10 protein-coding genes are annotated in these 16,118 nt (G+C 57.0%); 2 read left to right on the top strand and 8 right to left on the bottom strand.

Translation table 11 applies throughout. The features are described from left to right. Positions 1–3: 3 nt before the first annotated feature. Both EBA31_RS19310 and yegD read right to left on the bottom strand, forming a co-directional pair. Positions 4–528 (bottom strand): AAA family ATPase, encoded by a 525-nt coding sequence (locus tag EBA31_RS19310; RefSeq protein WP_115058291.1) that lies wholly within the window; start codon positions 526–528, stop codon positions 4–6. Positions 529–617: 89 nt separating this feature from the next. Next, complete coding sequence (gene yegD, locus EBA31_RS19305; protein ID WP_020828087.1) at positions 618–1,970, bottom strand: molecular chaperone; 1,353 nt, start codon at positions 1,968–1,970, stop codon at positions 618–620. Between the two features lie 166 nt (positions 1,971–2,136). Between yegD and alkA the strand changes: the two genes are divergently transcribed. Next, positions 2,137–3,633 carry a DNA-3-methyladenine glycosylase 2 gene (alkA, locus tag EBA31_RS19300; RefSeq protein WP_122079999.1) on the top strand — a complete coding sequence of 499 codons (1,497 nt, stop codon included), beginning with the start codon at positions 2,137–2,139 and terminating at the stop codon, positions 3,631–3,633. A gap of 10 nt (positions 3,634–3,643) precedes the next feature. Here the strand turns inward: alkA and EBA31_RS19295 are convergent, their stop codons facing one another. The 4 genes from EBA31_RS19295 to EBA31_RS19280 all read right to left on the bottom strand — a co-directional run bounded on the left by EBA31_RS19295 (position 3,644) and on the right by EBA31_RS19280 (position 9,522). Next, the gene (locus tag EBA31_RS19295; protein ID WP_122079998.1) at positions 3,644–3,994 is read right to left on the bottom strand and encodes a DNA-binding protein; all 351 of its coding nucleotides are present in this window, start codon (positions 3,992–3,994) and stop codon (positions 3,644–3,646) included. 212 nt (positions 3,995–4,206) lie between these two features. Then, positions 4,207–7,548 (bottom strand): diguanylate cyclase, encoded by a 3,342-nt coding sequence (locus EBA31_RS19290; RefSeq protein ID WP_122079997.1) that lies wholly within the window; start codon positions 7,546–7,548, stop codon positions 4,207–4,209. A 164-nt stretch (positions 7,549–7,712) separates the two neighbouring features. Continuing rightward, positions 7,713–9,146 (bottom strand): magnesium transporter, encoded by a 1,434-nt coding sequence (gene mgtE, locus EBA31_RS19285; RefSeq protein WP_020828083.1) that lies wholly within the window; start codon positions 9,144–9,146, stop codon positions 7,713–7,715. 196 nt (positions 9,147–9,342) lie between these two features. Beyond that, the gene (locus tag EBA31_RS19280) at positions 9,343–9,522 is read right to left on the bottom strand and encodes a YfgG family protein (protein ID WP_020828082.1); all 180 of its coding nucleotides are present in this window, start codon (positions 9,520–9,522) and stop codon (positions 9,343–9,345) included. A 575-nt stretch (positions 9,523–10,097) separates the two neighbouring features. Between EBA31_RS19280 and EBA31_RS19275 the strand changes: the two genes are divergently transcribed. Beyond that, the gene (locus tag EBA31_RS19275) at positions 10,098–12,317 is read left to right on the top strand and encodes an EAL domain-containing protein (protein WP_238387478.1); all 2,220 of its coding nucleotides are present in this window, start codon (positions 10,098–10,100) and stop codon (positions 12,315–12,317) included. A 31-nt stretch (positions 12,318–12,348) separates the two neighbouring features. On the opposite strand, the gene ppx is transcribed toward EBA31_RS19275, so the two are convergent. Then, a complete protein-coding gene (gene ppx, locus EBA31_RS19270) occupies positions 12,349–13,899 on the bottom strand; it encodes an exopolyphosphatase (protein ID WP_020828080.1) in 1,551 nt (516 codons plus the stop codon). 10 nt (positions 13,900–13,909) lie between these two features. After that, the gene (gene ppk1, locus EBA31_RS19265; protein WP_122079995.1) at positions 13,910–15,973 is read right to left on the bottom strand and encodes a polyphosphate kinase 1; all 2,064 of its coding nucleotides are present in this window, start codon (positions 15,971–15,973) and stop codon (positions 13,910–13,912) included. Positions 15,974–16,118 lie beyond the last annotated feature (145 nt).

The raw sequence follows: 16,118 nt of genomic DNA, 5'->3' as shown, positions 1-16,118 counted from the left end.
TGCTCAGTTGCCGACGGCGTTAATCAAGGACAGCAACTGAGCCACGCTGGCTTCCACTGGCTGGCCTGCGGTATCAATACGGGCCACCGGGGTATGCCAGGGTAGGTAATCGTGGCGGGTGACGCTGTGCCAGTTAGGGAGGCGCAGTCCGGCAACGTCCCCGTCGCGGGTTTCAACCCTGCGACGGTGTTCGGCACTGTCTGAGCAAACCACCTCAAAATCTATGCAGGCTACACCAGCCCGTTGTGCGACGTTATGCCAGGCTTCGCGAGTGACCGGCAACGGGTTGACCGAGTCGGCAATCACCCAGTGGCCCAGACGCAGGTTATCTTCGGCAACGCCATAAGCGGCAAAATACCCGGCGGGGCCGACGTCATCGGCCAGGGAGCCACTGTTACGGATAGCTTGTTCAAGGGTATCGATGCGCAGATGCATTGCCGGTAATGCGCGAGCCAGCGCCCGTGCGAGCGTAGTTTTACCACTGCCTGGCAGCCCGGAAAGAACGATCAGCATTGTTGTTCCTGCCATGATTATGGTTCCAGCCGATACAGTACCTGATTTCGCAGCGAATGGCTTGGCGGCGGGGCGCGGCATTGAGCTACCGCGCCCTGGTGCCCTTAACGGAACAGCGTCTGCGCCCAGCGAGCCAACCCGGCGGTGACCGAGCCGAAGTCGTTGCCGCCGACGATAGGAATGCCCGGCAACTGCTGTTGTAGCGCGGCGCGCAACAGCGGGGAACGTGCGCTGCCGCCGGTGAGATAAATCACCTGCGGTGCGGTCTGGCTACTGGCCAGCGCGGCGCTGACCTGTTCCTGAATGCGCAGCAGCGGCTGTGAGATGGCCTCGGCAAGCTGATCCTGGCTGATGGTTTCTGCCAAATCAGTCTGGACGAAGGCCAGCGGAGCGCTGATGTTTTGCTGTGCCGACAGGGCGATTTTACTCTCCTCCGCGGCGCGCACCAGACGGTAGCTCAGGCGTTGCTGATGCACTTTCAGCAGGCGTTTAACTTTTTCAGGCTCGGCGGCATCGCGGATCAAATCGCGCAGCATGCGGCCATTGGCAGCGCTGTAAAAGTCGATCTGCGCCGGAACGTCGTTGGTGGCTACCGCGTTCCAGTAAGGCAACGCAGGCAAAGCGATGCCTTTTTCAGTTTCGCCACCCATACCGAACAGCGGCATCAACTGTTTGAACGCCAGCATGATGTCCAGATCGTTACCGCCAACGCGGCAACCGCTGTGGCCCAGCAGGCTTTGCTGGCGATCGGCACGGTCACGCCATTGCGGCCCCATCAACAGCACTGAACAGTCGGTTGTCCCGCCGCCGATATCCACCACCAGCACGGTTTTTTCTTCTTCCAGAGTCGCTTCGAAATCCAGGCCTGCGGCGACCGGTTCGAACTGGAATTCAATGTCTTTGAAGCCTGCACGCTCGGCAGCGCGGTGCAAAATACCCTGCGCCTGGCGGTTGGCTTCTTCGCCACCGATGCCCTGGAAGTTGATCGGACGGCCGATCACCGCCTGGCTGATGCTGTCTTGCAGTACGTTTTCCGCCTGACGTTTGATGTGGAACATCATGGCGCACACCAGATCCTCAAACAGCGCGATCTGTTGTGGTTTCAGGCCGTTGGCGCCGAGGAAGGATTTCGGTGAGCGGACAAAATACACTTCTTCCGGATCTTCAACGTAGTGCGCCAGCGCCTGCAGGCCAAACAGCACGCTGTCGCTGGCGACCGGGATATCTTCTTCGCGGTTATAGTTGATTGCCCGGCGCAGAAGTTGCTGGTTTTCCTCGCTGGCGGTCGGCACCTGCCAGTGGCGGTGCAAACACTCGCTGACGGCTTCGCGCGTCGGAGCACACAGCATCGACGGCAGATAGGGTTCGTTGTTTTCCAGCGTCAGCAGCTCGGGGCCATTTTCTCGCATCACTGCGACGGAACAGTTGGCCGTTCCGTAGTCAAATCCAATAAACATGTCTTTTCTCTATCCCCATGCCAATGAAGGGGGGCGACTTTACCCGAGACTCGGCCCCTGGGCAATCTGAGAGCGCTTAACTGACGAAAAATTTAGCGGCGACGGCGCTAGCATGCTTAACTTAATGTCCGAATCCCGCACGTCAGCGCACCCATCGAGTCGCATAATGCACAAAAAACTGACCCCGAGCGTGGCTATGAAAAACCAACAGCAGGCGTTGTATGAAGCACTGAGTGCACGCGATCGCAAATTTGACGGTCGCTTCTTCGTCGGCGTTTCGTCGACCGGTATTTATTGTCGCCCGGTGTGCAGCGCCCGTACGCCAAAAATTGAAAACTGCACCTTTTACCCGAGCGCGGCGGCGGCGGAATTGGCGGGGTTTCGCCCCTGCCTGAAGTGTCGGCCGGAATTGGCGCCGGGGTTGGCATTGATCGATCTCGGCAATCGCTATGCTCAGGTGGCGGTGCAGTTGATCGAGCAGGGGTATCTGTCGGAGCACAGCTGCGAGCAACTGGCAACGCGGCTAGGCATTTCCGATCGCCACCTGCGGCGTATTTTTGCCGATCAGTTTGGCGCCTCGCCGATTGATTATGCCCAGTCGCACCGGCTGTTGCAGGCCAAACGCCTGCTGGCGGATACCGATATGCCGCTGAGTGAGGTGGCCTTTGCCGCCGGTTTCGGCAGCCTGCGGCGTTTTAACGAACTGTTCAAGGCGCGCTACCGGCTGATCCCCTCGGCACTGCGCAGCAGCAGCGGCCGTAACGAACGTACCGTCGCCAGCGGGCTGGTGTTTCATCTGAGCTATCGACCGCCTTATGACTGGTCGCGCATGCTGGGTTTTTTGCAAACCCGTGCGGTGAGCGGTGTGGAGCGGGTGGAGGGGCAACACTACCTGCGGGCGATAGCCATCACTCAGGGCGGTATCGAATATCGTGGCTGGGTCAGCGTGCAACCGGAAGAGGCGCATAATCGGGTACGGGTGGAAATTGCACCTTCCCTGAGCCGGGTGACGACGGAAGTGCTGCGCCGCACTCGCCAACTGTTTGATCTCGACGCCGCGCCGGACCTTATCGCTCAGGCGTTGGGGCCGTTGGCTGCCGAGGCGCCGGGCCTGCGGCTGCCTGGCTGCGTCAACGCATTCGAACAGGCGACCCGCGCGGTGCTTGGGCAGTTGGTCAGCGTCAAAATGGCGGCGACCTTTGCCGGACGGATGGCTGAACTCTGGGGCACCCCGCTGGAACAGCCCTACGGTGGCATTACCCACGTTTTTCCCACTGCCGAACAGATTGCGCGATTACAGCCTGAGGCGCTGCGCCCCTTGGGCGTGCAACTGAAACGAGCGGCGGCGTTAATCGGTATTGCGCAGGCGGTGACCGCAGGGCGGTTGCAATTGGAGAACGTGCTGGATATTGAGCAGGGGATCAAGGCGCTGACTGCGCTACCGGGGATTGGCAGTTGGACCGCCAGCTATATCGCCATGCGAGCCTGGTCGTGGCCGGACGTGTTCCTGGCGGGGGATTATCTGATCAAACAGCGTTTTCCCGGCATGACGCCACGCCAGATTGAGCGCTATGCTGAAAGCTGGCGACCCTGGCGTTCCTACGCCACGCTGCATCTGTGGCATAACGATGGCTGGGCGCCGTCAACGGAGGCTGTCGGGTAGCGGCTACGGACTAGTCTTTGACGGCAATGCGCGTCAGCAGGCCGTCTATTCCTTCGCGCATCAGGAAGGCCAGTACCTTCTCGCGCTCGCTTTCACTCAGATGATGGTAATACTCAATCCACACCGCCAGCGGATCCTGGCGTTCAACCTGATATTCGGCAGGATCTTCTTGCAGTATCAGTAAGCTGCGCGCTCCGGTCGGCAGGCTATTGATGTGGTATTCCACCGCTTTGCCCTGCACGCCTTTGCGCCGGCGACTGATCCAGCCTTCGCGGCGGGCCATTAAATTGATGCCCTGTGGCGAGGAGGGCAGTCCTGCAATGCCGGTCAGCTCTCTGGCGGCAAACCACTCTTTTTTCATAGCCATTCATCCCTGAACAATTAGGTGTATTGAGAGAGGAAAAAATTAATTCGCATGCTGATTTCCGTATCGAGGTGTTATGCAAGCGATTAACTTTGACCTGTTAGTTATACCACTAACCTCAGGCGGGCTAAGCAAAAAAAGCAGAATGGATGAGATGCGGCGGCGAGGCCGCCGCTCGAAAGGCAGGGGGATATTGCTGGGAATGGCGACTAGCGGATACCAAAGTAACCGCCGCTGAGCAGTTCCGTCAGCGATTGTTCCAGTGCGATGGCGTCGCCGTCCGACAGATCGATGCCAATCGCCTGCAGGGTGTTCAGCGTTATCTGCTGGTGTGCCGGGCCGGCCAGCGTTTGGGCGTGCACCCGATGCGTCGCCCCATTGAGCATCGACACCATCAGTTCGTCCATCTGGTTGCAGTGCACGTTGGTGATGAAGCGTTCGTCGACGCGGATATAGTCAATCTTTTGGCCATGCAACTCGTCAAAGGCGTTGAGGCTGTGCCCAAAACCGTTAACGATCAGCTTGCAGCCCCGTTGCTGCAACTGATGGAGGAACGGCCTGCAAATACCGGCGTGCTCCAGCACCACCGCATCATCGACCGCCAGCAGCAATGCTCCTGGTTGCAAGGGGGAGGCGTCCAGCGCTGCCAGCAGATCGTCCTGGAAGCTGGCGTCCAGCAGGCTGTCGGTTGTCAGCGGCAGCGCGATGGACAACCCCTTGCGGGCAATATCAGGGGCGCGCTGCGTCAAAATCTGCCCGATGATCCAGCGGTCAACCTCTTGCGTCAGATCGTATAGCCGGGCAGCGGAGATAAAATCGTCGCTCGCCAGCGCCTGACCGTCCTGATCCCTCACCTGCAGTTTCAACTGATAGAAACAGACCGCCAGCGGCGTTTTTGGCGGTGCGACCGCCCTGACATGCAGCAACAATTGCCCATCGTTGATGATGTCCGTCACTTCCTGACGCGTCAGCAGTTCATGCTGACGTTCCAGGATCATTTTTTGACGCGCCTCATAGAGATAAACCTGGCCACGTCCGCGATGCTTGGCGGTATAACAGGCAATATCCGCCTGCGCCAGCAGCTCGCTGCTCTTGCCGGCATCGGCATCAATACGGGTTACGCCTGCACTGGCGCCGACGTGGTAAATCTTCCCTTCCCAAAAGAACGGGTGCTGGCTGATGTGATTAACCAATTGCTGTATCAGCGACTGGGCCTGTTCCCGCGTGCAGTCGAACAGGATCAGCCCGAACTCATCGCCGCCAAGCCGGGCCAGACAGTCGCTGTTACGCAGATGGTGCCGCATCAACAGGGAAAGATCTTTCAACAGCGCGTCGCCCGCGGCGTGGCCGGCATTGTCATTGACCGCCTTGAAACGGTCGAGATCGAGGAACACCAGCGCGTGCTGCAGTCTTTTTTCAGTGGCGTTGGCGATAGCGGCCTTCAGGCGCTTTTCAAAACTGGTGCGATTGGGCAGCGTGGTCAGGGCATCGTGCGACGCGCTGTAACTCAACTTCTGCATCAGTTCGCGCGAGGCCGTGACATCCTGCAGTACCATCACCGCGCCCATGACGTTGCCGTCGATCGTTTTCAATGGCGATACCGACTGCTGGATGTCAAAACAGCGACCGTCGCGACCATGCAGCACCAGGGCATAGTCTGCGGACAGCTGCCGGTTTTCCTGCAGGCAGCACTGGATCGGGTTTTCTACCTCTTCGCCGTCTTTGCCGTTGGTCATTCGAACCACGCCGGCGACGGGCATGCCGATCGCCAGACTGAGCGGCCAGCCGCACATTTGTTCGGCCACCGGGTTCATAAAGGTAATGTGCATTTCGTCGTCGGTGGATATCACCGCTTCGCCGATCGCATCGAGCGTAATGTGCAGGCGCTCTTTTTCTTCGTGCAGTGCTTCGGTCAGATTACGGACTTCCGTCATGTCGATATTGGTGCCGATCATGCGCAGCGGCAGACCCTGAGCGTCTAAAATAACGTTACCCTGGCCGCGGATATGCCGCACTTTTCCCTCGCGGGTGAGCAGTCGGAACTCCAGTACAAAGGGGCCCGGCCGCTTCAACAATGTGGCCATCTCACGGTCGGTGCGTTCACGATCCTCCGGTACCAGCAGCGTCCGCCATAGCGAAAACGTTGGCGTCTGGTCCGGGCTGAGGTCGTAAAGTTCAAACATACGCTTGTCCCAGGTGAGCTCTTCGCCGTGCATCATCCATTCCCAAACGCCGATGCCGCCAACTTTATTCGCCAGCGTAATGCGCTCCATCAGTCGATGGTTCTCTGCGGCCGTGCGTTTCAATTCGCTGATGTCTTCTACCTGCGAAATAAAATACAGCGGCAGCCCTTCGGCATCGCGCACCAGCGATACGGCCAGTAGCGCCCAGACGTGCTCGCCGTCGCTGCGAATATAGCGTTTCTCCAGGGTGTAACTGCTGATATGCCCGTCGAGCAGATCGTGCAGCTGCGTCAGATCGGCGTTCAGATCGTCCGGGTGGGTGATTTCCTGGAAAGTCAGGCGCCGCAGAGCCTCCGGGGTATAGTCGAGCAGTTTGCACAACGCCTGATTGACCTGCAGCCATTTCCCCTGCGGCGACACCAGCGCCATGCCGATGGCCGAATATTCCAACGCATTACGAAAGCGAGTTTCACTCTCGACGATATGCTGTTTCTCCACCCGGAAGGCGTGCATCACCATGGCCATCGAATGCGCCGGGATCAAAATCAACAGGATCGGCAGGTAAATCTCGATATCGCTGAACGGACCGGTGGGCGCATGAAAATGCAGCAACCCGATGGAAATCATCACGGTGATCATCAGCGTAGTGCAAAAGCAGATGACGAAAGCCTCGAGCCGCGGCAGCGCGATTGCCGCCCACAGCAGCGGCAGAATGACGAAGGTGAACGGAAAGGGCAGGTAGCTCAGCGCCAGATAGCTGAAGGTCAGCGCGACTATCAACGTCAGCAGCAGAGTGTACAGATTCAGCGTATCCAGCATGCGACGGCGATAGACCAGCCCGATGGGCGTCAGCGACAGGACGCCGATGGCTTCTGAAATAAACCAGGTACTGAAGGGGTGCCAGAAAGGGTGACCCGGGGCGGGAACCCACCAGGCGGCCAGCAGGGCGCTGAACAAAGGGGTGAATATCACCGCGCAGACGACAAATTTAAGCCAACTGGCCAGGCTGTTCAGCGGATCGTCCTGCAGCAGCATGCGGCGCAACAGCAGGGTGCAAACCACGGCTTCCAGCAGGTTGATCAGGGTCAGTTTTACCGGAAACCAGCTGAAGCCGAACAGCGTGACGCTGGCGGCCACGATGCCAACCCCGCATGCCAGCAGCGGTAACCCCCATTGGCGTGGCGAGTGGCGAAACAGCACGGCAATAATGGCGGCAGTGGGGAACCACAGCGGGGTAAAGTGGCTGGATTCGTTCGACAGCGTCAGGCACAGCAATGCCAGTAAAAATACCGCCATCGCCGCCAGCAGGCTGTGCGTCAACAAGGCGCCCTGACGCGTGATGAGATGATTCGGTGCGCTGATATCCATAGACAACCCTTAACTCTGGCATCTGTCACTGAACGAGGTCATGACGCGAATGAGATGGAAAGTTTATTGGCAAAGGGTAGTACAGCGCGGCAATAAAACCCACTGAATCAGACAGCTTTAGTGAGCAAGCGCAAAAGCCGGCGCGTGGCCGGCCTTCTGGAGGTTTAAAGCAGGAACAAGGTGGCCAGTCCGAGGAAGATAAAGAAGCCGCCGGTATCGGTCAGAGCGGTGATCAATACGCTGGAACCTACCGCCGGATCGCGCCCCAGTTTGAGCATGGTCATCGGGATCACCACCCCCATCAGCGCGGCTACCAGCAGGTTGAGGATCATCGCCAGCGTCATGACGCCGCCCATCGCCCAGTCGCCGTACAGCAGCCAGGTCACGACTCCCATGATGCCGCCCCAGACCACGCCGTTGATAATGGCCACCCCCAGTTCTCTGAACATCAGGCGGGAAATGTTGCCGACCTCAATTTGGTGCAGTGCCAGCGCGCGTACGATCATGGTGATGGTCTGATTACCGGTATTGCCGCCGATCCCCGCGACGATCGGCATTAACGCCGCCAGCGCCACCAGTTGTGAAATGGTGTGTTCGAACAGACCGATGACGCGCGAGGCGATAAACGCGGTACACAGGTTGATGGCCAGCCACGCCCAGCGGGTTTTCACCGCCTTGCTGACCGGGGCAAACACATCTTCTTCCGGGCTTAAGCCCCCCATGCGGCGCAGGTTACTGTCGCTTTCTTCATTGACCACGTCGACGATCTCTTCGATGGTCAAACGGCCCATCAGCTTGCCCTTGGCGTCGACCACCGGGGCGCTGATCAGGTCATAACGTTCGAATGCGCTGGCTGCCGCTTCGGCCTTGTCATCCGGCTGGAAGCTGGTAGGGTCGCTGTCCATCACCGTCTGGACCAGGGTTTCCGGGTCATTAAGCAGCACGGCGGTGAGCGGCAGTTCACCCAGCAGAGTATTTTTACGATCGGTGACGAAGAGTTTGTCGGTGGCTTCCGGGATGGTTTTGCGCAGGCGCAAGAAGCGATGTACGGCACCGATAGTGACGTCGGGGCGTACCGTGACCAGTTCAAAATCCATCATCCAGCCGACGGTGTCCTTGCCGTAGTGGATCATCTCGCGCACCTGTGCGCGTTGATCCGGCTCCATGGAGGTCAACAGGCGGCCCATCAGGTTACGCGGCAGGTATTGTGCCAAATAGGCTTGTTCATCGACGTCCAACGTCTTGATCGCTTTGAGCAGGTCCTTGTCGCTCATCTCTTCGATCAGGCTGTCCCACACGGGCTCGGCAACTTCCACCAGCGTTTGACCGCGTTTGGCGTTCCCCACCAGCCGCCACAGTGCCAGTCGCTCGTCTTGGGGCAGCGCTTCCAGCAGGTCCGCCAGGTCAGCGGCGTGCATGTCGTCCAGCAGGCCGGTGATTTCTGCTGTCTGGTTTAGCAGCTCGCTTTTGCTGAGGGCGTTCTCATCCCCTGGCCGGCCGAGAATGCCATCGACCAGATCTTTGTTGTTTAACAGCAGAGAAAGAATGCGCTGGCGGTACTCAGCGACTTTTTTAACGTTATGTGTTGCAGCTGACATGGTCTTCCTTACTGGCACTCAGTGATCCTTAAGACCCACTCTGGACTAGATAGAGCATAGTGAATGCAGGCGTCATTTTTATGAAATGGGAGCAGTTGCTGAGGAATAAGTAAGGGGTCTGGCGCGCCGAGATACTGGCCGACGGCAGGCTGCTTAACTATTCGCAAGCCCTGCGGGATAACTTGAATCTGTGAGTTCAGGGAGTGGTGTCCCGGTTTTCGTCGCTCATCTCAGTGGTGCTTTGCTGAGGGGCGAGTTTTTTTTCCTGATGGTGGGGCACCGCGACGACCGCGGCATACAGCAGACGGCCGACTAAAATGATAAAGCTGACAAACAGCACTATTTTGGTCATCTGTCCGGTGGATTTTCTACGCATATATCACCCGGCATGCCGGTTTCCTGTGTTATGCCCGCCATCTTTCACGCTGGCCGTGCTGCGGCCACTTGAAATTTATAGAGATATTGAACGCTGATGCAGGCCTATAGAGTGTAAACGGAATTCTAGCCATTGATGACAAATATTGTCTATACCCGTCATACTTGAAGCTGCATCTTTGTTGGCTTTCCTCACTCACCCCAGTCACTTACTAGTGTAAGCTTCTGGGGATTCGCTGCGTTGCCGCCTCGATGCAACTCCAATTATTTAGAGTATATATTTCCGGGCAGCAAACCCCGGTATCTCGCCGCTGTTTAGCTTAAGTTTGGCTTTATCTGTCGGATCAGCAGCTTAAGATGAGACAAAAAATAGGCTTACACATTTTTACCCAACTTTTCCTCTTTGGTTGATCGGAGTCAAGCCTCACCCCCGCCTGGCGCCTAAAATTTCCGCCATTCTCCTGTCGCATATGATACTTTCAGCTTGCCTCATGAATGGATAGAGGTACGAAAAGGAACCTGCCTTGTTACCCGAACGCGTGAATGGAATTACGCCCTGACGGACTCGTTATTTTTATGATCAAGCCAACATTCTGGAAGCATTTACGCGAGCGCTGGTGGGGGTGTCCCCTCCTCTGGAGCCTGTTATTGATCCCGTTCGCCGGTTGGCTATCGCCGCGGATAATGCTGCCTGAAGGCAAAGTCTATCTGCTCTATCTACCGCTCACCGCCTGTATTGCGCTGTTGATGGTCTACGACTGGCGGGCGCTGCCGGGTATTGCCCTCGCGATCATGCTGCGTTACGCCCACCGGCTGGGCCTGGAAAGCGGCCTGCTGGTGACGTTGCTGTACCTGTCTTGCCTGAGCCTGTGTTGGCTGGGGTATCGCAGGCAAACGCAACGCCGTTGGTGTGCGGCCCCAGGTGGCGCGGCGCTGGTGAAGGAGCGGCTAATCTGGCTGGTGGTGCTACCGGCATTGCTGTTTGTCTTCGGCCTGAAACTGCTGGTCGCCTTTGCCCGGTTGCCCGACGAACTCGGGATGATGCCCGGCGATAACAGCTACCTGATGGCGCTGGTTAATTTTCAAGCGCTGCTGCTGGGCTGTCTCTCCGCCATGCCCTTGCTCTACATCATGTTGCGCATCTTGAATAAACCCCGTTTTGCCCTGACGCTCTGGCGACGCTTTGGTCGTGAAATGGCGCCAAACGTCGATAAAAAAGAGCTGTCGCTGTGGCTGTTGGTGCTGGTGGGGATGGTGGCGGTGCTGTCCCATCACGCTAAAGAGGCCATTCCCCTGTTGCTCGGGGGGTACGGACTGGTCTTACTGCTGCCGGTAATGCTCTACGGTGCGATGCGTTTTGGCTATCAATTCAACTGCCTTATCTGGTCTGCCACTCTGTTGGTGCTGTTTTTTCATTATCCCGGCGCTTCACAGCCCGACAACCTGTTGCATAACCTGGCGGTCATCTCTTCGATGATGGTGGTGTTCACCCTGTGCATTTTCCTGATGTCGGCGCTCAATACTCACCAACGGTTAAGCCATGCCAGGGCACAAAGCGCCTCGCTGCAAGATCCGGTAATTGGCCTGCCGAACCTGCGTGCCCTCAAGCGTGATCTGGCTCAGTCTCCGCCTTCAACCCTGTGTTTCCTGCGCGTCAGCGAACTGGATTTGCTGAGCCGTAACTATGGCATGCAGCTTCGTATTCGTTTCAAACAGCAACTGGCGGCGCTGCTGCATCAGGTATTGGCCCCTGGTGAAGGGGTTTATCATCTGCCGGGCTATGACTTGTTGCTGCGAGTGGATGCGGACAATAGCGAAGAAAAGGTCGAAGCGATTTACCGCGCGTTGGAAAAATTCCGCCTGATCTGGAACGGTTTGCCGCTGCACCCCCCGCTGGGATTAGGGTATTGTAGCGTGCTGCCCGATTTTGAACACCTCTACCAGTTGCTGGGGGAGCTTAGCGCGTTGGCGGAAGTATCTCTGACCAGCGGTAAGCCGGAGAATGTGCAGAGCAGCGGCAATTTGGTGCAGGATGAAGTCAAACGCAAGGTGGCGCTCTTGCATGGGGTACAACGTTCGTTGGATAACGACGGCTTTATCTTAATGGCGCAGCCGATAGTGGGCCTGCGAGGTGATCGTTATTATGAGATTCTGCTGCGTATGCGCGACGATCAGGGGAACACAGTATCGCCGAATGATTTTCTGCCGGTGGCGCATGAGTTTGGCCTGGCTTATCGTCTGGATCTGTGGGTGCTGAGCAATACGTTGAAGTTTATGGACCAGCACCGTATCGATCTGCCCAGTGCACGCTTTGCGGTGAACTTGTCGCCTTCTTCGCTGTGCCGACCGATGCTGAGCCAGGATGTAGACAACCTGTTACAGCGGTACCGAATTGAGCCATATCAACTGACGTTGGAAGTGACCGAGTCGCATCTGCTGCAGAATACAGATTACGCCGGCGCCAACCTGCAGGCGCTGCGTGAAATGGGCTGCCGCATTGCTCTGGATGACTTCGGCACCGGCTATGCCGGTTACGATCGGCTCAAGATGTTGCCGGTTGATATGCTGAAAATCGACGGCAGCTTTGTACGTGACATGCTGACCAGCGCGGTGGATTTCCAGGTGATTGCCTCTATCTGTAAAGTCGCGCGAATGAAGCGCTTGACCATTGTGGCGGAATACGTAGAAAGCCTGGAGCAGTTGGTCGCGTTGAAAGGGGTGGGCGTAGACTATATGCAGGGGTATTTCGTCGGCGAACCACAACCCTTGGCGACGTTGCTATCAGAACAGAATTGATTGTCGCCCCCGCAGTACGGGGGCGACAGACTCAGGCTGAGCGCTGCTCGTCTTGCGAACCTTCCTCTTCGCAAATCAGTTTCCAGCCCACGACGTCGTTCCAATAGGCCTGTTCACGTTCGAGATCCAGTTGCACCAGGTTGTTCAGCGCCAGATAACCGGCCGGGAAGCGCAGCGTCCAGTGGTTATCGTCGGTGCTCAGGCGCAGCGTTTCCGGCGTGGTGGTCGACTGGCGCTGGTTGTTGAGCAGGGTACTCAGACGCAACAGTTGGATCAGCGGCAGGTAATGCTTTTTCTTGAACAGGTTCAGGCGCGGCAATTCTTCCAGCTTGATACCCTTGCGATGGAAGCGTACCAGCGCTGACAGCAGCAACTGCTGCTCCTGGTTGAAGCCTGGCAGGTTGGTGTTTTGCAGAATGTAGGCCGAGTGGCGATGCATGCCGCTGTGGTTGATGCTCAACCCCACTTCGTGCAACATCGCTGCCCATTTCAGCAAGGCTTCCAACTGCGGGTTCGCCAGCTTGGTATTTTGCGCCATCCACTGCGCATACAATAGCTCAGTGGTATCCAGCACCCGTTTGGCCTGCTCGCGGTCGATATTGTAGTGATCGGCCAGGCTCTTGGCGGTGCGGCTGCGAATGTCCTGATGACGGAAACGGCCTTCCATCTCATACAGCACGCCTTCGCGCAGCGCACCGTCGGAAAGGCGCAGGTCGCGGATCGCCAACGCATCGAACACGCCGCACAGGATTGCCAACCCCGGCACAAACACCGACTGGCGGTCTTCCGACAGCCCCGGCAGGCTCATTGCGCTGAAATTTTTAAACTGCAGCACCTGTTCCGCCATCATTTCCAGTCGCTCGAGGGTGATCAGGCCATCTTTTTCGCCCATTGCCACCAGCACTTCGTGCGCGGCCTTGATGGTGCCCGACGCGCCCAGAGCATATTGCCAGCCCTGAATGCGGTACTGCCAGGCCAGCGTTTCCAGCTTCTGTGCCGCCGCCAGGCGTGCGCGTTTGAAGTTGTTTTTGCTGATTTCTCCGCCCGGGAAGAACTGTTGGGCGAAGCTGACGCAGCCCATGCGGCGGCTTTCCGCCAGCAGGGGTTCAAAATCTTCTCCGATCACCAGCTCGGTAGAACCGCCGCCGATGTCGATCACCAGCTTGCGACCTTTTTCCGGTTGGGTATGTTCCACACCCATAAAGATCAGGCGCGCCTCTTCCTGCCCGGCGATGATTTCGATCGGGTAGGGGATCACTTTGGCTGCGCGCTTGAGGAATACCTCGGCGTTCACCGCCTGGCGCAAGGTATGGGTACCGACGATGGTGACGTTATCCGCCGGGAAGCCTTGCAGCCGTTCGGCGAACAGCGCCAGGCAGGCCAGGCCACGTTCTATTGCCTCTTCACTGAGCACATTGTTGCTGTCCAATCCATCGGCGAGGTGGACCCGCTGTTTTAAACGCCCCAATACCTGTAAGGCGCCATTGACGACGCGGGCAATCACCATGTGGAAGCTGTTCGACCCGAGGTCGATGGCAGCGATTTCCTGCGGTTTGTTCGTTGCAGTGCTTTTTAGCGGCATAGTTGCTGGCCTACTGTCCTGGTTGTTCCAGAGCTTTTAAATACTCGTAAATGGCAACCTGAGAACGGACTTTGCGGCGGTTGCCGCGCGGCACGTACTGGTTGCTCAGTTCTTTATCGAGGTAACGCGCCTTGACCGTGTCGCTGAACAGGATTTCCAGAATATCCAGAACCCGTTGTTTCAGCGTTGGATCCAGCAGCGAGACCGCGACTTCGATGCGGTAATCTATGTTACGGGTCATCCAGTCGGCAGAGGACAGATAAACCAGTTTGTCACCTTTGTTTTCGAAAACGTAAACCCGATCGTGTTCCAGATAGCGGTCGACGATGCTGATTATCTGAATATTGTCACTGATCCCCGGCAGGTTGGGAATCAAAGAACACATCCCGCGCACCAACAGGCGGATTTTTACGCCGGCGCCGGAGGCGGTATATAACCGATCTACCAGCCCTTTATCCACCAGATTGTTGATTTTCAGCATAATGCCGGCCGGAAGCCCGGCTTCGGCGTTGGCAATTTCGTTGTCGATCAACTCATACAGTTTCAGACGCGAGTTCTGCGGCGACACCATCAGGTTGTCGAAGGTTACCGGCCGGTACGGGTTTTCGATAAAGTTGAACACCCGGCGTACTTCGTTGGTGATGCGCGCATCGGCGGTCAGCAATGAATAGTCGGTGTAAATGCGCGCGGTTTTCTCGTTAAAGTTACCGGTGCCGATATGAGCATAGCGCACAATCTCGTCGCCTTCACGGCGTGAGATCAGGAACAGTTTGGCGTGAATTTTCAAGCCAGGCGCGGAGAAAATAACGTGCACCCCGGCTTCCGTCAGGCGCTTGGCCCAGTGGATATTGGCCTCTTCATCAAAGCGCGCCTGCAGCTCCACCACCACCGTGACTTTTTTGCCGTTATGGGCGGCGTGGATCATCGATTCGATGATGCGCGAGTCTTTTGCCACGCGGTAAATATTGATTTTGATCGCCAGCACGCTGGGGTCGAACGACGCCTGGCGCACTAGCTCCAGCACGTGTTCAAAGGTGTGGTACGGGTAGTAAAGCAGCACGTCGTGCTCGCGAATGGCGTCAAACCCGTTGCGGAATTTTTCGAACCAGGTATGGCGCAGGCGCGGCAGCGGTTTGTTGACCAGGTTGGCCTTGCCGACGTTCGGAAAACCGATGAAGTCTTTGAAGTTATGGTAACGGCCGCCGGCAATGACCGAATCATAGTTGGAAATACCGAGCTTGCCGCGCAGCAGTTCCACCATTTCATTGGGCATGTCGCGCTGATAAACAAAGCGCACCGGCTCTGCAGTCAGGCGCTGCTTCAGGCTGGAAGACATCAGTTCCAGCAGGCTGGACTCCATCTCGGTAACCAGATCGTATTCCGCATCGCGGGTCATTTTCATCGAATAGGCGTTGAGCGCGTCGTAATCGAAGAAGCCCTTGAAGATGTCGTCCAGGCAGTAGCGAAGAATGTTATCCAGCAGGATCATCGGCTTGCGGCGACGAGGGGCTTCCGGCGGCAGGTTGACGAAGCGCGGTACCTTGTCGGACGGGATCTCCAGCAGCGCGTAATCGATGCGCGTACCGCGGATAATCTCCACCGCCAGATAGGTGTAATCGTCTTTCAGGAACTGCACCAGGTTGGTTTCATTGTTGATCAGGATCGGCGTGATGTGCTGGCGCAGATGCTGTTTAAAGTATTGCCGCAGCCAGATTTGCTGGTTTTCCGACACCTGGCGTTCGTTGATCAGGAAGATCTGGTTGCGTGCCATTTCCAGCAGCAAATCGTTATACAGGCTGTCGAATTCTTGATCGGTTTTTAATACCTTGGCCTGGATCTTTTTCAGCAGATGGCGTGAAGCGCCGCCAGAGCCCTGTTCTTCGCTGATCAGAATGCGTCGTTTGAGATCGGCAAAGCGGACCTTATAGAACTCGTCAAGGTTATTGGAATAAATGCCCAGAAAACGCATGCGCTCAATCAGGGGATTGCTCTTATCTGCGGCTTCCTGCAACACGCGTTCATTAAAGGATAACCAGCTTAGTTCTTTTTCGATGTAGAGCTTTTCCTGACCCATTGCCACTCCAGTTCAATTTTAGAAAAGGATCCGGGACGCAGCGCCCGGATGCCGCTCTAGTGTCCTTCATCATTATTGCGAGAGATTGACAGGAAAGTCCAACATATCCATTACCTTGGGGCGAGGCATTTTAAGGCGTAAAAAT

Origin of the sequence: Serratia sp. P2ACOL2, from assembly GCF_003691565.1 — a bacterium.
Lineage (GTDB): Bacteria > Pseudomonadota > Gammaproteobacteria > Enterobacterales > Enterobacteriaceae > Serratia > Serratia liquefaciens.
This window is presented reverse-complemented; position numbering and strand designations above follow the sequence as displayed.